Source organism: Vreelandella gomseomensis, from assembly GCF_031451645.1.
GTDB classification, from domain to species: domain Bacteria; phylum Pseudomonadota; class Gammaproteobacteria; order Pseudomonadales; family Halomonadaceae; genus Vreelandella; species Vreelandella gomseomensis.
The window spans coordinates 272,433-291,656 of the sequence record NZ_JARWAI010000004.1 but is presented as its reverse complement, the minus strand read 5'-3'; the positions used below and the strand labels follow the sequence as shown (position 1 = coordinate 291,656).

14 protein-coding genes are annotated in these 19,224 nt (G+C 62.9%); 3 read left to right on the top strand and 11 right to left on the bottom strand.

The annotated features are described in order from the left end of the window. Positions 1–95: 95 nt before the first annotated feature. Genes QC815_RS07200 through ptsP form a run of 3 tightly spaced genes read right to left on the bottom strand, consistent with a single transcriptional unit; the run spans position 96 to position 5,679 of the window. Positions 96–1,838 carry a PTS fructose-like transporter subunit IIB gene (locus QC815_RS07200; protein ID WP_230447869.1) on the bottom strand — a complete coding sequence of 581 codons (1,743 nt, stop codon included), beginning with the start codon at positions 1,836–1,838 and terminating at the stop codon, positions 96–98. Further along, positions 1,835–2,806 carry a 1-phosphofructokinase gene (gene pfkB, locus QC815_RS07195; protein ID WP_309767791.1) on the bottom strand — a complete coding sequence of 324 codons (972 nt, stop codon included), beginning with the start codon at positions 2,804–2,806 and terminating at the stop codon, positions 1,835–1,837. Before pfkB ends, QC815_RS07200 begins: the two co-directional genes overlap by 4 nt. Next, a complete protein-coding gene (gene ptsP / locus QC815_RS07190) occupies positions 2,806–5,679 on the bottom strand; it encodes a phosphoenolpyruvate--protein phosphotransferase (RefSeq protein ID WP_309767789.1) in 2,874 nt (957 codons plus the stop codon). Before ptsP ends, pfkB begins: the two co-directional genes overlap by 1 nt. A gap of 183 nt (positions 5,680–5,862) precedes the next feature. Between ptsP and cra the strand changes: the two genes are divergently transcribed. Continuing rightward, positions 5,863–6,864, top strand: a complete 1,002-nt coding sequence (gene cra, locus QC815_RS07185) for a catabolite repressor/activator (protein WP_309767787.1) — start codon at positions 5,863–5,865, stop codon at positions 6,862–6,864. Positions 6,865–6,884: 20 nt separating this feature from the next. Here the strand turns inward: cra and QC815_RS07180 are convergent, their stop codons facing one another. Continuing rightward, a complete protein-coding gene (locus tag QC815_RS07180) occupies positions 6,885–7,361 on the bottom strand; it encodes a methylglyoxal synthase (RefSeq protein WP_230447873.1) in 477 nt (158 codons plus the stop codon). A gap of 28 nt (positions 7,362–7,389) precedes the next feature. Next, positions 7,390–8,856 carry a pyruvate kinase gene (pyk, locus tag QC815_RS07175; RefSeq protein WP_309767784.1) on the bottom strand — a complete coding sequence of 489 codons (1,467 nt, stop codon included), beginning with the start codon at positions 8,854–8,856 and terminating at the stop codon, positions 7,390–7,392. Between the two features lie 277 nt (positions 8,857–9,133). Between pyk and gap the strand changes: the two genes are divergently transcribed. Next, a complete protein-coding gene (gene gap / locus QC815_RS07170) occupies positions 9,134–10,138 on the top strand; it encodes a type I glyceraldehyde-3-phosphate dehydrogenase (RefSeq protein WP_309767782.1) in 1,005 nt (334 codons plus the stop codon). Positions 10,139–10,148: 10 nt separating this feature from the next. Here gap and QC815_RS07165 read toward each other — a convergent pair whose 3' ends face one another. The 6 genes from QC815_RS07165 to QC815_RS07140 all read right to left on the bottom strand — a co-directional run bounded on the left by QC815_RS07165 (position 10,149) and on the right by QC815_RS07140 (position 17,280). Then, positions 10,149–11,198 (bottom strand): LacI family DNA-binding transcriptional regulator, encoded by a 1,050-nt coding sequence (locus QC815_RS07165; RefSeq protein ID WP_230447876.1) that lies wholly within the window; start codon positions 11,196–11,198, stop codon positions 10,149–10,151. A 136-nt stretch (positions 11,199–11,334) separates the two neighbouring features. Further along, positions 11,335–12,441 carry an ABC transporter ATP-binding protein gene (locus QC815_RS07160; RefSeq protein ID WP_309767779.1) on the bottom strand — a complete coding sequence of 369 codons (1,107 nt, stop codon included), beginning with the start codon at positions 12,439–12,441 and terminating at the stop codon, positions 11,335–11,337. A 68-nt stretch (positions 12,442–12,509) separates the two neighbouring features. Further along, positions 12,510–14,135: an alpha-glucosidase family protein gene (locus QC815_RS07155; RefSeq protein WP_309767778.1), complete on the bottom strand. Its 1,626-nt coding sequence runs from the start codon at positions 14,133–14,135 to the stop codon at positions 12,510–12,512. 30 nt (positions 14,136–14,165) lie between these two features. Next, positions 14,166–15,008, bottom strand: coding sequence for a carbohydrate ABC transporter permease (locus tag QC815_RS07150; RefSeq protein WP_230447879.1), 843 nt, complete (start codon positions 15,006–15,008; stop codon positions 14,166–14,168). Next, complete coding sequence (locus QC815_RS07145) at positions 15,005–15,994, bottom strand: carbohydrate ABC transporter permease (RefSeq protein WP_309767776.1); 990 nt, start codon at positions 15,992–15,994, stop codon at positions 15,005–15,007. Before QC815_RS07145 ends, QC815_RS07150 begins: the two co-directional genes overlap by 4 nt. Positions 15,995–16,008: 14 nt before the next feature. Further along, complete coding sequence (locus QC815_RS07140) at positions 16,009–17,280, bottom strand: ABC transporter substrate-binding protein (RefSeq protein ID WP_309767774.1); 1,272 nt, start codon at positions 17,278–17,280, stop codon at positions 16,009–16,011. A 389-nt stretch (positions 17,281–17,669) separates the two neighbouring features. Here QC815_RS07140 and QC815_RS07135 point away from each other — a divergent pair, with 389 nt between their 5' ends. Beyond that, positions 17,670–19,181 carry a carbohydrate porin gene (locus tag QC815_RS07135; protein ID WP_309767772.1) on the top strand — a complete coding sequence of 504 codons (1,512 nt, stop codon included), beginning with the start codon at positions 17,670–17,672 and terminating at the stop codon, positions 19,179–19,181. Positions 19,182–19,224: the final 43 nt, after the last annotated feature.

The following is a 19,224-nucleotide window of genomic DNA, read 5'->3' as shown; positions in this document are numbered from 1 at the left end:
TGTGGCAACCGCCGGCGGATAAAAGCACGCTCGACGGTAATAGAACTGACAGGATGAGCAATAAAAAGGCGGGCTGGCGCCCGCCTTGCTGCCGTTCAGGTCGCCACGGCGACCTGGGTGGCGCCGCGTTTGATCATGGCATAGCTCAGGCCGGTAATCAGCGAGCCGATGACAATAGCGCCCAGGTAGAGGAATACCGGGGTGATGGCATTGGGAATCAGCAGTACGAAGATGCCGCCGTGGGGCGCCATCAGCTTGGCGCCGACCAGCATGGATAACGCACCGGTAACGGCACCGCCCAGCATGCACGCAGGAATCACCCGCAGCGGATCTTTGGCAGCAAACGGAATCGCCCCTTCGCTGATGAAACACATGCCCAGCACAAAGGAGGCTTTACCTGCCTCCCGCTCGGGCGCTGAGAATTTGTTGCGCGCCACTAAGCTGGCAATGCCCATGCCGATGGGGGGCACCATGCCCGCCGCCATAATCGCCGCCATGGGACCGTAGGTTTCCGAGGCCAGCAGGCCTACGCCAAAGGTGTAGGCGGCCTTGTTGACCGGCCCGCCCAGGTCGAAACACATCATCGCGCCGAGCAGGATGCCCAGCAGCACGGCGTTGGTCGATCCCATGGTCTCAAGGAAGCTGGTCAGCGCAGTGAGAAGGCCCGCCACCGGCTCACCGACGATGTAGATCATCACCAGTCCGGTGACCAGGCTGGCGATCAGCGGAATGATCAGAATCGGCTTGAGCGATTCGACGCTGGAAGGCAGCTTGACATACCGGGTAACGGCCAGGGCCACGTAACCGGCTAGAAAGCCCGCCAAAATGCCGCCGATAAAGCCGGAACCTATGTTCGCGGCCAGCATGCCGCCAATCATGCCGGGGGCGATACCTGGGCGGTCGGCAATCGAGTAGGCGATATAACCCGCGAGAACCGGAATCATCAGTGCGAAGGCGGTGCCGCCGCCAATTTGCATCAGCGCGGCGGCCAGCGAGCCTTCTTCTTCGGCGGCATTGATGCCGAACACGAACGACAGCGCGATCAGCAGGCCACCGGCCACGACCATCGGCAGCATGAAGGAAACGCCGGTCAACAGGTGCTTGTAGACGCCTTTTTCCTTGATGCTTTTGCTGCCCTGATCGCTGGCCTCGGCCTGGCTGCCGTCTTCTACGCTGGCGTGGGCCAGGGCCGCTTCCAGGGTGGGGCGCGGTTTTTTCAGCGCGTTGCCGGTGGAGGTGCGATACACCCGTTTACCGGCAAAGCGCGTTGGGTCGACTTCGATATCGCAGGCCAGTACCACCACATCGGCATCATTGATTTCCTGCTCGGTCAGTTGATCCTGGGCGCCCACCGAGCCCTGGGTTTCCACGCGAATCGCGTGCCCCATGGCGCGGCCTGCTTCCGCCAGGGCCTCGGCGGCCATGAACGTATGCGCAACGCCGGTGGGGCAGGCGGTGACGGCAACAATCTTTTGGCCTTCAGCGGTGCCTGATGACGCGGTGTTCGTCGCCGCGGCGGCGGGCGCCTGAAAGAGCGGTGCGTCGCGCTTGGCCGTGGCCAGAAAACCGCCGGGGTCGGGGAGCGCCTCGGCAATCGGCGCCTGATAAAGCCGTTTGCCTTCAAACCGCTCGGGGGCCGGTACATGGTCCGCAGCGACGACGATCAGGTCGGCGTTGGCGATTTGCTCGGCGGTCGCTGCCTGAAGCGGTGCCAATTCACCGTGCATTTCCACGTGAACGTGCCAGCCCTGGCGCTCGGCGGCCTGCTCCAGCCGTTTGGCGGCGAGGAAGGTGGTCGCCATGCCGCTGGGGCAGGCGGTAATCAGAATGACATTCATAGCGTTGCTCCCTCGGTGATGGTGTCGTCAAGACGCCGTACCCGGGTCTGTTGTTGGAGTGAATCAAAATCGTCGGCGAGGGGTGTGCCCACGCCGACGTGGCGAACGGCCTCGGCGGAAAGCGCCGTGGCAAAACGTAGGACGTGTTCAGGGGCGTGGCCGCTGAGCAGACCGTGGAGCATGCCCGCCACGAACGTATCGCCGGCGCACACGGTGTTGGTCGCGGTGACGGGGGGCGGTTTCGCCTGCCACATGCCCTGGGCATTGACCCATAACACCCCATCGGCGCCCGCGGAGATCAGCGCGTGATCCACGCCGCTGTCATGCAGCCGCCGGGCGGCCTGGGCGCGCGCGCTGATGCCGTCAAGTGGCGTACTCGCCCACTCGGCAAGCTCATGCTCGTTGGGTTTGACGGCGCTGGGATGTACCTCGATGGCGGCGCTCAGCGCGTCGCCGCTGGTGTCCACCCATAGCGGCACGCCACTGGCGTTGAGCTGGCGTAGCAGGGCGCGAAAACCCTCCAGGCTGAGCCCGGGGGGCAGACTGCCTGCTACCACCACCGCGTGCGGCGGGGTCGCACTTTGCAGCAGGGCAGCGAGCCTGGCCATCAAGCGTTCAAGGTCGGCCGGTGCGATCGGCATACCCGGGCCGTTGATGTCGGTGACGCGACCGCTGTGTTCCGCAAGCTTGGCATTGATGCGCGTTTCACCAGCGACGCGCACAAAGTCATCACGCAGCGCGGCGTTCTGAAAGGCCAGAGCGAAAGGCGCGTCGTTAGCGGCGCCCAGAAACCCGCTGACGGTGACCTCGTGGCCCAGCCCTGCAAGCACCCGGGCGACGTTGACGCCTTTACCCGCGGCTTCCAGCTGCGCGCGGTGGGGGCGGTTGACCGCCCCCAGGGTCAATTGATCCAGGCTGAACGCCAGATCCAGCGCCGGGTTGAGCGTAATGCACAGCACGCGGGCCATCAGCGGGCCTCCAGCGCGTCACGCACGTCATCGCTGGTGGCTTGAGCGAGGGCCAGTTGGGCGCTGGCCTTGGCGTCGGCAAGGTCAAACTCGCGCAGCCGCGCCTTGACCAGCGGGATCTGGCGCGCGCTGACCGACAGCTCGTCGACGCCCAGGCCGACCAGTACCGGCACCGCCATGGCGTCCGAGGCCAGTTCGCCGCAGACACCCACCCATTTGCCCTGGACGTGGGCGGCGTCAACGGTCATCTGGATCAAGCGCAGTACCGCGGGATGCAGGCCGTCGGCCTGGGCGGAAAGCTCCGGATGGCCACGGTCGATGGCCAGGGTGTACTGGGTCAGGTCGTTGGTGCCCACCGAGAAGAAATCGACCTCGGCGGCAAGCGTGGGCGCCAGCAGGGCGCTTGACGGCACCTCGATCATCACGCCGAGCTGGACGTCGGTGGCCCGCTGAGACGGGGCAATCTCGCTCAGCAGCCGGTCATAGATCGCCTTGGCGGCGCGGAACTCGGCGATGTCCTTGACCATGGGCAGCATGATGCGCAAGGGGCTATCCTTGCCGGCCATCAATAAGGCGCGCAGCTGAGTTTCCAGCACCTCGGGCTGGGTCAGCGCCAGACGGATGCCGCGCAGGCCAAGGAAGGGGTTGTCTTCCTGGGGAACGGGCCAGTAGGGCAGCGGCTTGTCGCCGCCGACGTCCAGCGTGCGGGCCACCAGCGGGCGGCCGCCGAGAGCGTCAATCGCCTGGCGGTACTCATCGATCTGGGTGGCCAGATCCGGTGCGCTGGCGTGAGCCATGAACAGGAATTCGGTGCGCAGCAGGCCAACGCCTTCGGCGCCGCGTTCAACGGCATCGTCGGCGTGGGCGGTATTGCCCAGGTTGGCGGCGACCTCTACCCGGTGGCCGTCGCGGGTCTGGGCGGACTCGAAACGGGTTTTCCAGGCGTCGGCTTCGCGCTGCTGTTGATCCAGCAACTGCTGCTCGGCACGCTGCAGGCGGTCTTCCGACGGCTGGTGCGTGACCCGGCCGCGCTCGCCGTCGAGAATCATCATGCCGCCGTCAGGTAGCGCCATGACGGCGTCGCCGGCACCCACCACCGCGGGAATACCCAGGGCGCGGGCCAGAATCGCGCTGTGCGCGGTGGCGCCGCCGCGCACGGTCAGCAGGCCGCGCACCCGCGAGGTGTCCAGACGGGCCACGTCGGACGGACCGATATCGTCCATCACTAGAATATACGGATGGTCGGGGGCCGTGGGCAGCTTGACGTCGCACAGTACGCCCAGTACCCGGCGGCCGACATCGCGCAGGTCGGCGGCGCGCTCGGCCAGCAGGCGGTCGGCAAGCATTTCCTGGGCGTGGGCCGCGGTATCGATGGCCTCCCACCAGCCGGCCTCCGCCGAGCGCCCTTCGCGAATGGCTTCGATGGCGGCCTGGTGGAGCTCCGGGTCGTCGAGCATTTCTTCGTGCATGGACAGAATGTCGGCGACTTCGCCGCCCGGGGCATTGTGCACCAGGGTTTCGAGCTGGGCGGCGCCTTCTTTCAGCGCTGCCTGCAGGCGGGCGATTTCCTGCTCGGGGTTGTCGGCGTCGGCCGGGTATTCGAAGTTGGGCGGGCGGATGACGAACACCGGGGCGATGGCAAGCCCCGGCGATGCAGCCACGCCGGTGTGCGGCGTATCGTCGGCCAGAGGCTCAGCGGCGGGCTTGGCGTTGTGGGCAGCGGGAGCCTCGCTTTCGCGTCCGCCGTCAAACGGGGCAACCTTCTCGCCGAGGCCGTCGTCGACGGCCTGGCATACGGCATCCAGCGCCTGAGCGGCCTGCTCGCCGTCGGCAGAAAATATCAGCCACTGACCGCGCCGGGCGCCCAGGCCGATCACCTTGGTCAGGCTGGCGGCGGACACCGGCGTGGCGCTGCCTTCTTCCAGGCGTACGTTGACGGGCATCGGCTGCGCGCGGGCGGTTTGCACCAGCTGTTTGGCCGGGCGGGCATGCAGGCCGTGGGGGTTGAGTACCCGGGCGCGCCGGGTCTGGGTGCTCGCGGTTTCACCCGCAAGCGTCGCCAGCAGCTGCGCGCTGGTCTGGGTGACTAGGCTTTCGCTCTCGCCGCGATCCAGCAACGGTAGCAGCTGATCGAGCAGCGAGCGGTGGCTCTCGCCGCTGGCGGCCAGGCAGAAGAGGGCGTGAACCGGGTGCCCATGATGGCTGAGCCCGCGGTTCGCCGGTGTGGCGACCCCAAGGGCGGGCTGCACCACGCCGTGGGCATGGCTTGCCAGCCATAGCCCGTTGCCCAGCCAGGTCGGCGCGCTGGTGGCAATGGCACCGATGAAGGCGTTGTCCACGCAGCCACTCTGGCGCAGCCGCGCCGCCGCGCCCAGGGTCAGTTCTTCGATATCCTGGGCGGGGAAGCCGACGCATAGCGTGTCGCTGTCCAGGCGGGGCATCACCGCCGGCTTGGACAGCAGCCGGGCGACATCGGCAGCGGACGACGCCTCGGCCAGCTGCTCGGCGACGCCTTCGCGATCCAACACATGGGTGAGCTGGCGAAGAATGTCGAGGTGCTCATCGTTCTGGGCGGCAATGGTGACCAGGACGTGCACGTGCTGGCCATCGTGCCACTGCACGCCGTCGGGAAACTGCAGCACGCGCACCCCGGTCTGCTTGACGAACTTGCGGCTCTCCGGCGTGCCGTGGGGAATGGCGATGGCATTGCCGAGAAACGTCGAGGACTGGGCCTCCCGGGCGTGAAGGCCGTCGCGGTAGCCAGGCTCGACGAAGCCTGCCTCCACCAGCGCGTCGGCAGCGCCGTTCAGTGCTGCCTGCCAGTCGTCAGCGTGGCAGCCCAGCAAGATGTCATCAGAGCCAAGCGTCAGCATAGGTGTCTCCTGTAGAACGATGGTCGTAGCACACCGAAGTGAGCTGGATGAATCGTGTCATCTCTGTATAGTTGGCTATGCTGAATCGATTCACTGACGGACACAAGGGTTACGCGCCTAGACTTTGGTCTGATGAGCGGCGAGCGCCTGATAACATGTCGCGGCAACCACAGGGGAAACTGCATGACACTTGCCGATATCGCCCGGCTTGCCGGGGTATCACGCACTACCGCCAGCTACGTAATCAATGGGCAGGCTGAAAAGCGGCGCATCAGTGCGTCGACCATCGAGAAGGTCATGGCGGTAGTCCGTCAGCACCGCTATCACATCGACCCCCAGGCCGCCGCGCTGCGCCGTGGGGCCAGTCGGCTGCTGGGGCTGATTGTGCCGGACCTGGAAAACATCAGTTACGCGCGGCTGGCCAAGCGTCTCGAACGCGGTGCCCGCGAGCGCGGTTACCAGCTGCTGATCGTCAGCTCCGATGACTGCCCCGACAGCGAGCGTGCCCTGGCGTTAGCGCTGCGCGCCCAGCGCTGTGAGGTGCTGATTACGGCAAGCTGTCTGGCGGGTGACGATCCTTTCTATGCCGACCTGGTGGCCGAGGGCTGGAGCGTGGTGGGCATGGACAGGGGGCTGGATCCGTCTCGCTTTGCCAGTGTCGTCAGCAACGACCGCCAGGCGGCGCTGACGCTGACCCGGTCGGTGATTGAACCGGCGACCCGGCGGGTCGCCTGGCTTGAAGCCATGCCTGATCTATCCACCAGCCGTGAGCGGCGCGCGGGTTTTCAGGCAGCGCTTGCGGATACCACGATTACCCCGCTGTATTTGAGTGGCACGCTTTATGAGCGCAGCGAAGGGGCGCGGCTGGCGGCGCAATTGCTGGATGAGGAGGGTGGCGCGGACGCCTTGGTAACGGCGTCGTATACGCTATTGGAAGGGGTGTTCGACGTGTTTCTGGAGCGCGGCGGCTTGCCTGACGGCATGCGGCTGGCGACCTTTGGTGATCACCGGCTGCTGGATTTTCTGCCCCAGCCGATCAATTCGGCGCTCCAGGATTATGATCGCATCGCCGAACGGACATTGAACTGCGCTCTGGTCGCGATGGACGGCAAGTCTGAATGTGGTCAGCAGGTCGTCGCGCGGCATTTGCGCACCCGCCATGCCGGTGCGCAAAAGATCGGTTAGGCCCCGGCTAGCCTGGCATGTCAGACGCTGCGCGCGTCGGCCCAGGCGTTGGCGTCGGGAATCGACATGTCGTAGCGTTCGTCGAGGTAGGGTGAGGAAAGCAGGAAGTCGGCGCTGGCGGCGTTGCATGCCACGGGTACGTTCCACAGCGCGGCCAGGCGCAGAAGGGCCTTTACATCCGGGTCGTGGGGCTGAGGCGCGAACGGATCCCAGAAGAAGATCAGCACGTCGAGCGCCTGCTCGGCGATGCGCGCGCCAATCTGCTGATCCCCGCCCAGCGGGCCACTCATCAGGCCTTCCACCGGCAGCCCCAACTCGCTGCGCAAACGCCCCGCCGTCGTGCCGGTGCCGAGCAGCTCGTGTCGGCTCAACGTCTCCTGCCAGCGTGCTGCCCATTCGAGCATCTCGGTTTTCTTGCCGTCGTGGGCAATCAGCGCAATCCGCTTGCGGGCCTGAAGCGTGCGAATGGCTTGGCGGGGTGGTCGCGCATCGTTCATGACAGAACTCTCCCGGACAGAAGGGTGGTTATTCGGCCTCGACGGCCAGCACCTTCATGGTGTTGGTGCCGCCATGGGCGTTCATGTGATCGCCTCGGGTGAGAATGACATGCTCACCGGGGTCCGCCAAGCCGTGGGCTTTCAATAGCGCCAGCGCCTCGCCGTTGACGTCTTCTGCCTGCATATGGGTGGTGTCGAACGGAATCGAGACGACCCCCCGATACAGTGCCATGCGACGCTGCGCAATGGGGCTGTGCGCCAGGCCGACAATGGGCAGCTTGGAGCGAATGCGCGAGGCAATCAATGGTGTATAGCCCGTGGCGGTCATGCAGGCAATCACGCTGACGCCTGCAAGGTGGTTGGCCGCGTACATCGCGGACAGGGCGATGGTTTCGTCAACCCGCTCGAAGCCTTCGTGGATGCGGTGGCCAGACTCCTGGGCAATGCGTTCGCGTTCGGCACCCAGGCAGACGCGGTTCATGGCCTCGATGGTTTCCACCGGATAATCACCGGCGGCCGTTTCGGCGGACAGCATCACCGCGTCGGTGGCATCCAGCACCGCATTGGCGACGTCAAACACCTCGGCACGGGTGGGCAGCGGCGACTCGATCATCGATTCCATCATCTGGGTCGCGGTAATCACTGCGCGGTTGAGCGTGCGGGCGTGCTTGATGATGCGTTTCTGGGTACCGATCAGCGCTTCATCGCCGATTTCCACGCCCAGGTCGCCGCGTGCCACCATGACCGCTTCCGAGGCCTCTATGATGCCGTCAAGCGTGGCGTCATCGGCCACCGCTTCGGCGCGCTCCAGCTTGGCGACCAGGCCGATTTCCTTGCCGGCCTCGCCGAGCAGCGTTCGCGCTTCCTGCATATCCGCCGCGCTGCGCGGGAACGAAACGGCCAGGTAGTCGACGCCGATATCGACAGCGGTGGTCAGGTCGGCCTTGTCCTTTTCGGTCAGCGCCGGGGCTGACAGGCCGCCGCCCTGCTTGTTGATGCCCTTGTTGTTGGACAGCTTGCCGCCGACGTGAACCCGGGTGTGCACTTCCTGGTCAACTACCTGAGTGACATCCAGCACCACGCGGCCGTCGTCGAGCAGCAGGCGGTCGCCGGTGGTGACATCGTCAATCAACGATTTGTAGTCACAGCCGACCCGTTCCTGGCTGCCTTGGTCGGCGTCGAGCGCCATGTCGAGGATGAACGGCTGGCCCTGGGTGAGGTGGATGGCACCATCCTGAAAGCGCGAAATGCGAATTTTAGGGCCTTGAAGGTCGCCCAGTACGGCGACGCTACGCCCCAGTCGCTGGGCGATCTCGCGAACTTCCTGTAGGCGGCGGCGATGGTCGTCCGCAGCGCCATGGGAAAAGTTGAGGCGTACGACATCCACGCCTGCCTGCAGCATGGCGTCAAGTACGCCGGGGCGGTCGCTGGCCGGGCCTAGCGTGGCCACGATCTTGGTGCGGCGTAGGGGGAGCGAGAGGGTTTGGCTCGTCATTGGACATTCTCCTGGGTCGGCCATGGTTGTTGTTGGCACCGCGTCGGGCGTTGAAATTGCGGGCAATTAAGTTGTGGACTACGATAGCGTTTATATAGTAATTTTACTACATATTGCTCGATAAGCCGCCTTTCGGAGGATCTAAATCGTTCCAAATATCCCCTTAAGAGGCTTAAGTACGTATTTTTAGTAATTTTTGCCGAGAGTGGAATTGAATGCATGGCAGGAAGTTCCGTTAGATCCCGGTAAACGTTCTCTGCAAATGTGAGGTGCTTTCATGACAGTAAAAGTAGCGATTAACGGCTTTGGCCGCATCGGCCGCAACGTCCTTCGCGCCCTGTACGAAAACGGCTACCGTGATCGCCTGCAGGTAGTGGCCATCAACGATCTGGGCGATCCGTCGCTCAATTCCCACCTGTTGCGCCACGATAGCGTTCACGGCCACTTCCCCTATTCGGTTGATCATGACGCGGAAAGCATCAGCGTCGACGGCGACCGCATCGCCATCTCCTCCGAGCGGGATCCTGCTAAATTGCCCTGGGCGTCGATGGACATCGATATCGTCATGGAATGCACCGGCTTATTCACCAAGCGTGAAGCGGCAGCCAAGCATATTGAGGCGGGTGCCAAGCGCGTATTGATCTCGGCTCCGAGCCCCGATGCCGATGCCATGATTGTGTACGGCGTCAATGAAGAGACGCTCACCGCCGACCATAAAGTGGTCTCGAATGCCTCCTGCACAACGAACTGCCTGGCGCCGGTCGCTAAAGCGTTGAACGATGCCGTGGGTATCGAGAATGGCCTGATGACGACGGTTCATGCCTATACCAATGACCAGAATCTATCGGATGTCTATCACACTGACCCCTACCGGGCGCGCAGTGCAACCCAGTCGATGATTCCGACCAAGACCGGCGCCGCGGCTGCCGTCGGCAAGGTGCTGCCCGAGCTTGAAGGTAAATTCGATGGCCTGGCGGTTCGCGTGCCGGTGATCAACGTCTCACTGGTGGACCTGACCTTCACCGCTGGCCGTGACACCACTGCAGACGAGATCAACGCGGTTGTTGAAAAAGCGGCTGTCGATTCACCGGTCATGGCGGTCAACGCCCAGCCATTGGTGTCTATTGATTTCAACCACGACGCCAACTCGTCCACGTTTGATACCAACCATACCCGCGTGAACGGGCGGCTGGTGAAAATCATGGCCTGGTACGACAACGAGTGGGGCTTCTCCAACCGCATGCTGGATACCGCCGAAGCCATGCAGGCCGCCGCCAAGTAACATCTCCCTCTCAAGGGCAGGTGTCGCCGGGCAGTAGCTCCGTCTTGAGCAGCTGCTGCTCGGCAGGCAGGTGACCCAGAATCATCTGCGCCGCGACTCGGCCCTTGCCCACGCTATCCTGGCGCACGGTGGTCAATCGTGGCGCCCGGTACTGGCCCTCGGCAATGCCATCAAAGCCGGTAATGCGTAAATCCTCCGGCACCCTAATGCCGCGCTGCTCAGCAAGCGTCAGCGCCGTGAGCGCAATGCGATCCGACATGCACAGCAGCAGGTCGGGGCGCAGGTGCGCGGGCTGATCGAACAGCTCGGCCAGCACCGGGCTGCACACCTCGAAGGTATTCTCCTCAATATTCCATAGCGGCACCGCGCCGGGCGTTATGCCGTGTTCTTCAAGCGCCTCATAAAAGCCTGCCAGCCTCGCGCGGCTGATGGTGCTGGTGCTTGGCAGCATGGTATGGGCGGCCGTCACGCGGCCATTGCAGGGCTCGACGGTCAGTCTCAGGTTGATGATCGCCGGGCGCTCAGGGCGTTGCTTCAGCGCGTGGCTGGCAATCTGGTAGCTGGCTTCGGTGTCGTCGATATGCACCGTCGGGCAGCCTTCCACGTCAAAATCCACCGACACCAGCGGGCGCTGGAACGGCAAACGTTGCAGTAGCTGATTGTTGGGCATCAGGCCGTAGACGATAAAACCGTCGGCAATGTTGGCCGAGCCTGGGGGCTGCGAGTCGTGGCCGCGCCCCGGCAGCAACAGGAGTGTATGACCATGGGCGTCGAGTACTTCGGCGACGCCGGATAGAAATTCGCTGGCGACGGCGTCATTCAGGCTGTAGGTGAGGCTTTCCGCCAGCACCACGGCGACGATGCGTGAGCGCCCGGTGCGCAGGCTGCGGGCCTTGGCGTCGGGGCCGCCATAGCCCAGGCGGGAAGCCTCGCTGAGGATGCGCTCGCGAAGTGTGGGGGAAAGCTGGTCCGGCCGGTTGAACGCGTTGGAAATAGTGGCAGTCGAGACGCCGAGTTCACGGGCAAGGTCCTTGAGCGTCATTCGGCGTGGTGGTGTCACGGGATATCCTATGCAGGCTAATTGTTATGCGTCCACGCGCAAGAATACCGACACACGCCGCGCCACGACAAGGTAGACACAAGACACCTTGCCGAGGCGCGTGGCGCTATGGTGAACGATGGTCAGGGCGCGCTGCTTAAGCGGCGTGCCGCTGGGCAGGCAAGTCTAACGCGGCGCCGTGCTCGTCGAACAGGTGAACATTCTGGGTGTCCGGTACCAGGGCGACAAACTGGCCTTCTTCCCATTGGCTTGGCGCTTCGCTGCGATGGATCAGCAGCGTATCACCTTCCTTGGGATCCAGATAAACGTAAACTTCGTTACCCAGGTATTCGACGTTGACCACTTCAAAGCGGTTGTCGCCCGAGGGCTCTGCTAGACGCAGGTGCTCAGGGCGCACGCCCAACGTCAGTGCCGCGCTTGATGGCAGCCCCTGGGCGTTCTGGGGCAGGGCTAGCTCGCCCACGCCGGCAGCGTGTATCCGGCAGCCCTGGTCGTCGCTGGCCAACAGCTGGGCGGGCATGAAGTTCATGGTAGGTGAACCGATAAACCCGGCAACGAATTTCGTCGCCGGGCGCTGGTAGAGGTGGTGGGGGCTGCCGACCTGCTCGATGCGCCCCCCGTTGAGCACCACGATCTTGTCGGCAAGCGTCATGGCCTCGACTTGGTCGTGGGTCACGTAGATCATCGTCGACCCCAACCGATTGTGGAGGCGGGCGATTTCGTTGCGCATCTGCACGCGTAACGAGGCATCCAGGTTGGAAAGCGGCTCGTCGAACAGCAGAATGCGCGGCTCGCGGGCCATGGCGCGGCCCATGGCCACCCGCTGGCGCTGGCCGCCGGAGAGGGCCTTGGGTTTGCGGTGCAGCAGCTCTTCCAGCTGCAGGATTCTGGCGGTGCTCATCACCCGGTCGTGGATCGTCTCGTTCGACGCCTTGGCAAGCTTGAGGCCAAACGCCATGTTGTCGTAGACGGTCATGTGCGGGTAAAGCGCATAGGACTGAAAGACCATGCCAACGCCGCGTTCGCGCGGGGGGAGGTCGTTGACCACGGTGTCGCCGATGCGCAGATCCCCATCGGTGATCGATTCCAGACCGGCGATCAGGCGAAGCAGGGTCGACTTGCCGCAGCCTGACGGGCCGACGAAGACCACGAATTCACCATCGCCGATGTCGAGATCGACGTCGTCGATGATGTGGTCACGGCCAAACACCTTGTTGATTTTTTCAAGCTTTACACTTGCCATGGGTGACTCCTTGCCAACCTCAGACATCTGGGCCTGGGTTGGCCTGTTGTTGTGGTTAAACGTAGCGCTTAGCCGACGCGCATGAAGGCCGCCTGGTACGCAGGGAGCGTCAGCCGGTCGTCATCGCGCTGATAGGTGAAGTCGTGGCCGTCGAGATCCGCAGAGACCGTGACCGGCAGGGTGGTCTGCTGCTCGTGGCCGATCAGGTTGAAGACACACAGCAGGGTGTCGTCGCCGTGCTGGCGAGTAAAGCCCAGCAGGTCATGGCCGACGTCGACCAGCGTCAAGTCGCCGTCAAATAGCGCGGCATGCCGGCGGCGAAACGCCAGCAGCCGCCGAGTGGCGTTGAGCGTGGACGAGGAAATGTCCTCTTGCTGGCTGACGGCCAGCTCGCGGTGACGTGGGGCCACCGGCAGCCAGGGCTCAACGCTTGAGAAGCCCGCCTGGGCCGAGTCGTCCCAGGGCATTGGCGTACGGCAGCCGTCTCGCCCTTTGAACTCGGGCCATAGCACCTTGCCGTAGGGGTCCTGAATGCGCTCGAACGGTACGTCGGCCTCGGGTAGCCCCAGCTCTTCACCCTGGTACAGGCAGACGCTGCCGCGCAGGGAAAAGAGCATTGCCAGGGCGATCTTCGGGTAGGCCTCAGCATGCTCGTCATCGCCCCAGCGTGTGGCGCTGCGCACCACATCGTGATTCGACGTGGCCCAGCAAGGCCAGGCATCGCCGGCCAGGCGTTGGAAGCGCTCGATCACCTCGCGCAGGTATTGGGCGGAATGCGGTTTGTTGAGGAGGTCGAAGGTGTAGGCCATGTGCAGCTTGTCGCCCCCGGCGGTGTATTCCGCCATGCGTTCGAGGGGGTTGTCATCGCCGATTTCCCCCACCGTGGTGGTGCCGGGGTATTCGTCCATCAGCGCGCGCAGATCCTTGAGAAAGTCGAGGTTCTCCGGGCGGCTGAGGTCGTAGACGTGGCGCTGCCAGGTATACGGGTTGGTGTCCGGCGCGCCCAGGGTCTTGGCTTCCCCCTTGGGCACCGGCGGGTTGTCGCGCAGCTCGGGGTCGTGAAAGTAGAAGTTGACGGTATCCAGGCGGAAGCCGTCGACGCCCAGATCCAGCCAGAAGCGCATGTTGTCGAGCTGGGCCTGACGAGCCTCTGGGTGGTGGAAATTGACATCCGGCTGGCTGGTCAGAAAGTTGTGCATGTAGTACTGCTGACGGCGCGAGTCGAAGGTCCACGCCGGGCCGCCAAAGATCGACAGCCAGTTGTTGGGTGGGGTGCCGTCGGGCTTTGGGTCGGCCCAGACGAACCAGTCGGCCTTCGGGTTGGTGCGATCCTGGCGACTTTCCTGAAACCAGGGGTGCTGATCCGAGGTGTGGCTGATGACCTGGTCGATCATCACCTTCAGACCCAGCTGGTGGGCGCGGGCCAGCAGTGTCTTGAAGTCGTCCAGGGTGCCGAACATCGGGTCAACATCGCAGTAGTCGCTGATGTCGTAGCCAAAGTCGAGCATGGGCGAGGTGAAAAACGGCGACAGCCAGATACCGTCGACGTTGAGCGAGGCGACGTAGTCGAGCTTTTCGGTAATGCCCCGTAAGTCGCCAACGCCGTCGCCGCGGCTGTCCATGAAGCTGCGCGGGTAGATCTGATAGATGACGCCGCCGCGCCACCAGTTGTTCGTGTCGTGGGTATCTTGCATCGTTGAGTCCGTTGATAACATGAAAAGTCCTTAGCCCTTGACCGCGCCGGCGGTAAGCCCTGACACGATGCGCCGCTGGAAGATGATCACCAGCACCACGAGTGGCACGGTGACGATCACGGAAGCGGCCATGATGGGCCCCCAGGGAAGCTCGTAGGCGCTGCCGCCGGACAGCAGGGCAATCGCCACCGGGACGGTGCGCTGGGCGTCGGTCAGGGTGAAGGTGAGTGCAAACAGGAATTCGTTCCACGCGGCAATGAAGGCAAGCAGGCCGGTCGTCGCCATGGCGGGCCACATCAGCGGCAGAAACACCTTGGTGATGGTGATCCACGGCGTGGCGCCGTCCATGATGGCGGCTTCCTCGAGCTCCATGGGCAGCTGTTTCATGAAGGTGGTCAGCACCCACACCGTGAAGGGCAGCGTGAAAATGGTGTAACTCAGGATCAGGCCGGCGGGGTTGTTATAAAGGTTGAGCGTACGGATGACCTCAAACAGCCCGGAAAGCACCGCGACCTGGGGAAACATCGACACCCCGAGGATCACCAGCAGTACCGTCGAGCGCCCGCGAAAGCGCACGCGGCCCAGCGCATAGGAGGCCGTAATGCCCAGCAGCAGAGCGATGAACACCACGCTGACGGCAACCACAATGGAGTTGAAAATCGCCTTTAGAAAGCTCGACTGGGTGAGTACCTGGGCGTAGTTGCCCAGGTGCCAGGTGGAGGGCCAGAGTTCAACCTTGAAGAGATCGCCGGAAGGTTTGAGCGACGTAATCACGGCGTAATAAAACGGAAAGACGGCGTAGACCATGATCAGCGCGATCAGCGCCCAGAAACCGACCCGTTTGGCTACTTTGCCCAGCTGACGTTGGGTCATGCGTCACCTCCCAGTTGCAGTTGCTTGCGGCCGACATACAGGTAGGCGACGGTCGCTAGAGCAATAATCAGGAACAGCAGGGTGGACGCCGCGCTGCCATAGCCGACGTCCTGGAATTCAACCAGTTGCTGGCGGGCGTACACCGACATGGACATGGTGCTGGTGGAGTTGGAGGTCAGCACGTAGATGACATCGAACACCCGCAGTGCGTCGAGCAGGCGGAAAATCACCGCGACCATCAGCGCGGGCGTGATCAGCGGCAGGGTCACCTTGAAGAACACCCGTACCGGATGAATGCCGTCTACCTCGGCGGCCTCGTAGCAATCCTTGGGCAGCATCTGCAGGGCGGCAAGCACCAGCAGGGCAACAAACGGGATGGTTTTCCAGACGTCGACCATGATCACCGCCCACATGGAGTAGGTGGCGCTGGCGGTCCAGGCGATGGGGTCGTCGATGACGCCAATCCCCATCAGCATGTGGTTGATGATGCCGAACTGGTCGTTGAGCATCCACGCCCACATCTGTGCCGAGACAATGGTGGGGATCGCCCAGGGAATCAGCACGGCGGCGCGAACCACGACGCGGCCCTTGAATTCCGCGTTGAGAATCAGCGCGACAATCACCCCGAAGATGACCTCGAGCGATACCGACACCACCGAGAAGTAGACGGTATTCCACACCGACTGCCACCATACCGGGTCGGCCATAATACCGAACCAAAGGCCGTTTTCGTGAACCAGGTAGTTCTCGAAGCCGATGAAATTCGCCGTGCCGAGATCCGAAAGCGAGGCGTCTGTGAAACTTAAGAAGAACGTTCGGAATAGCGGCCAACCGGCGACCAGGGCAAGCGTGACCAGCATCGGTGCCAAGAACAGCCATGCCGCCTTGACGCGCTGGCGACGCACCTTGGTTCCGCGTGAGCGCCGCGCGGTTAGCGCGGCGGAACGCGCCCCTTCGGGCGCGCTTTTGGGGGTGGAAGTCGACATGAAGCTCTCCAGCGTTACCAGTTACGACGCTTCAAACGCACGAGTTCGTTTTCCAGATCTTCAACCGCCTGTGCGCCATCCTTAGTGCCCGACAGCACCTCGTGAGAAGCGCTGAAGAAGGCGTTGCTGACCCGGCCGTAGGCATCGCCGGTGGGCGCCGACGGCCGGGCGACCGCATTGGTGAAGGTGTCGTAAAGAGTGCCGAAGAAAGGCACTGCTTCCAGTACCTCGTCGTCCTGGTATAGCGCGTCAATGGTCGGGTTGTAGGAGGCTTCGATGGCGCGGCGTTTCTGCTCTTCCTCGCCGGTCAGGAAGGCCACCAGGTCGGCGGCAAGCTCGGGGTTCTCGGTGTAGCGGGATACCGCCAGATTCCAGCCGCCAAGGCCAGCAGCGCTTTCACCGTCTTCGCCGCCCGCCGGCAGTTGGGTGACGCCGACATTGCCACGGACGTCGCTGTCTTCGCTTTGCGCCAGCGCCCAGGCGTAAGGCCAGTTGCGCATGAAGACGGCATTGCCACCCTGGAAGACACCGCGGGCTTCTTCCTCGGTGTAATTGAGCACGCCATTGGGCGAGATGTCGCCGATCCATGAGGCCGCCAGGTCAAGCGCTTCGGCCGCCTGCGGGTTATTGATGCTGACCTCGCCGTCAGCCTCGACAACATTACCGCCACCGTGGCTTGCCACCCATTCAAGGGCATTCACCGTCAAGCCTTCATAGGCGCGGCCCTGGAAGACATAGCCCTGCATGCGGTCGTTTCCTGCTTCGCGCTCTGCCTGCTTGATCGCGCGGGCAGTTTCGGTCAATTCCTGCCAGGTGGTGGGGACGTCAAAGCCATGTTTTTCAAGCAGGTCTTCGCGGTAATACAGCACGCCCGCATCGGTAAACCAGGGCATGGCGACCAGGCGGTCGTCGATGGTGTTGTTGGTCACGATGGTGTCGAAGTGGCCCTCGGCGGCGTCATCGCCCAGTACTTCGCGCAGGTCGAGCAGGTGATTGGCCAGCAGCCCTGGCCAGACGACGTCAATCTGCATGACGTCGATATCGCTCGAGTTGGCGGAGAGTATCTGCTGGTAAAGCGAGAGACGCTCGGTCGACGAGTTGGGCGTCGAGACCACATCGACCTCGTGGCCGGTTTTCTCTTCCCAGGCTTCCACACCTTCCTGGCAAAGCGTTAGCTCGGCGCCCACGGCCCCGCAGGAAATGGTCAGCTCTGCCGCCTGGGCCTGGCTGATGCCAGCAGTGGCGCTGGCGAGGGTGATGGCGGTGGTCAGCAGTGTCTTTTTCATGGTGATTCCTCGATGGTTGTTGTTGTCGGGTTAAGCATCGCTGAAGGGCGGCGGAGCCTGCACTTAAACGATTAAGTTTGTGCGCTCAGTTAGCCGTCTCTGACCGTCAAGTTCAATAGCGACTTTTGTCTAATGATTCATTCAGCGTTTACTAACTTGACGCTTGGCATTTAGACATTGGTCGATAATTAGTAATTGCTGGTTGGTTTACTTGCCCTTAATCGATTAAGTTTTGCCTGTCCCGCTATGCAAAGAAGCAATGTTGGTTGCTTTACCAATCGGCGAGATGACTACGTTCCACAATCATCGATTCAAGCGCTATCGCTTTCATGCGCATCGGCTCGACGGCAGTGAGAGCAGAGCGTCTAACAACAACAGGGTTTAAAACAATGGATAAAATGACATTCAAGACACCGCTGGCGATTGCTATTGCCACCGCCAGCCTGGGCGTCAGCGGTGCGGCCATGGCGGACGCGACCATGGAAGAGCGCCTGGCCGAACTCGAAGCGCGGATCGTGGCGGCCGAGCAGCGCGCCGAGGCCGCTGAGCAACGTGCCGCCCAGGCCGAGCAGCAGCGTAATGCTGCCACCGAGGTTGAAAGCGATGCCGAAATCGAGGAGCGCCTGGCCCGCGTCGAGCGCTATGCAGACGGCGAAGAAGGTTTCTCGTTCAACGTCTACGCCCGTTCAGGCTTGCTGATCGGTGAAGACGGCAAAAGCGCCGAAGGCGGCCCCTACGTCACGCCCGCCGGCCCACAAGGCGGTGCCGTCGGTCGTTTGGGTAACGAGCCTGACACCTACGCAGAGGCGATTTTCAACTATCGCATGCGCTTCGACAACGGCGCCAAGGCGCTGTACCGCACCATGATTGCCGACGGCACCACCTCGAGCAACGACTGGACCGGCGGCGACTCCGACATCAATGTGCGTCAGGTCTTTGCCGAATTCAGCGACCTGCCGAGCTTTACCGGCGCGTTTGAAAACGCTTCCATCTGGGCCGGTAAGCGTTTCGACCGCGACAACTTTGACATTCATTGGCTGGACAGCGACGTGGTGTTTCTAGCCGGTACCGGTGGCGGTATCTACGATATGCAACTGGCCGACAACTGGAAATCAAACCTTTCAATCTATGGCCGCAGTTTTGCCGATTTTGATGTGGTCAGCAGTGAAGACCCGGGCCTCGAAGGCGATACCGATAACCTGATCCTGACCTCCAACAACTACTTTGGTAACTGGCAGTGGATGGTCAACGGCATGTCCGCCGCCGATAACGATACCCGTGATATCGGCGCCGGGCAGGAAGCCGCTGAAAACGGCTTCCATACCATGGTGGCCTACCACGGCGACAGCTTCTTCGGGTTGGGCGAAGGCAACTACAAGGCGGCAGTGCTGCACGGCCAGGGCCTGGGCGCCGAGACCAAGAACATCGGCGCCAACGGCGACCTGACCGACGATGCCACCTCGACGCGTCTGGCGCTTTACGGTACGACCTACCTGGCGCCCAAATGGCGTATCGCGCCAGCGGTTATGGCCGAGACCAGCGAAGATCGGTTTGTCGAGGGCGATCAGTACGACTGGGCAACGCTGAATGTGCGTCTGGCCAATGAGCTGACCGAAAACTTCGAGATGCAGTATGAAGCCAGCTACCAAATGATGGATATCGATCCTCAAGGCTATGCGGGGCGCAACGAGGTTGACGGTGACTATACCAAGTTCACCGTGGCACCTACCTTCAAGCCCGAAGTCGGTGGCTTCTGGCAGCGGCCTGAAGTCCGCCTGTTTGCCAGCTGGAGCGACTGGGATGACGAGCTTAACGATTACTCGGCAAGCGATTCATTCGGCGCCGATGAGTTTACCGGCAGCCAGTGGACCTTTGGTGTGCAAAGCGAAGTGTGGTTCTAAGCCGGCAGGCCTGGTCCACGACCAGGCCGCTTGTTGTTTCTAC

Bases quoted from the DNA above. Each gene is read 5' to 3' on its own strand.
- QC815_RS07200 (WP_230447869.1), bottom strand. From the start codon at position 1,838: ATGAATGTCATTCTGATTACCGCCTGCCCCAGCGGCATGGCGACCACC.
- pfkB (WP_309767791.1), bottom strand. From the start codon at position 2,806: ATGGCCCGCGTGCTGTGCATTACGCTCAACCCGGCGCTGGATCTGGCG.
- ptsP (WP_309767789.1), bottom strand. From the start codon at position 5,679: ATGCTGACGCTTGGCTCTGATGACATCTTGCTGGGCTGCCACGCTGAC.
- cra (WP_309767787.1), top strand. From the start codon at position 5,863: ATGACACTTGCCGATATCGCCCGGCTTGCCGGGGTATCACGCACTACC.
- QC815_RS07180 (WP_230447873.1), bottom strand. From the start codon at position 7,361: ATGAACGATGCGCGACCACCCCGCCAAGCCATTCGCACGCTTCAGGCC.
- pyk (WP_309767784.1), bottom strand. From the start codon at position 8,856: ATGACGAGCCAAACCCTCTCGCTCCCCCTACGCCGCACCAAGATCGTG.
- gap (WP_309767782.1), top strand. From the start codon at position 9,134: ATGACAGTAAAAGTAGCGATTAACGGCTTTGGCCGCATCGGCCGCAAC.
- QC815_RS07160 (WP_309767779.1), bottom strand. From the start codon at position 12,441: ATGGCAAGTGTAAAGCTTGAAAAAATCAACAAGGTGTTTGGCCGTGAC.
- QC815_RS07155 (WP_309767778.1), bottom strand. From the start codon at position 14,135: ATGCAAGATACCCACGACACGAACAACTGGTGGCGCGGCGGCGTCATC.
- QC815_RS07150 (WP_230447879.1), bottom strand. From the start codon at position 15,008: ATGACCCAACGTCAGCTGGGCAAAGTAGCCAAACGGGTCGGTTTCTGG.
- QC815_RS07145 (WP_309767776.1), bottom strand. From the start codon at position 15,994: ATGTCGACTTCCACCCCCAAAAGCGCGCCCGAAGGGGCGCGTTCCGCC.
- QC815_RS07140 (WP_309767774.1), bottom strand. From the start codon at position 17,280: ATGAAAAAGACACTGCTGACCACCGCCATCACCCTCGCCAGCGCCACT.
- QC815_RS07135 (WP_309767772.1), top strand. From the start codon at position 17,670: ATGGATAAAATGACATTCAAGACACCGCTGGCGATTGCTATTGCCACC.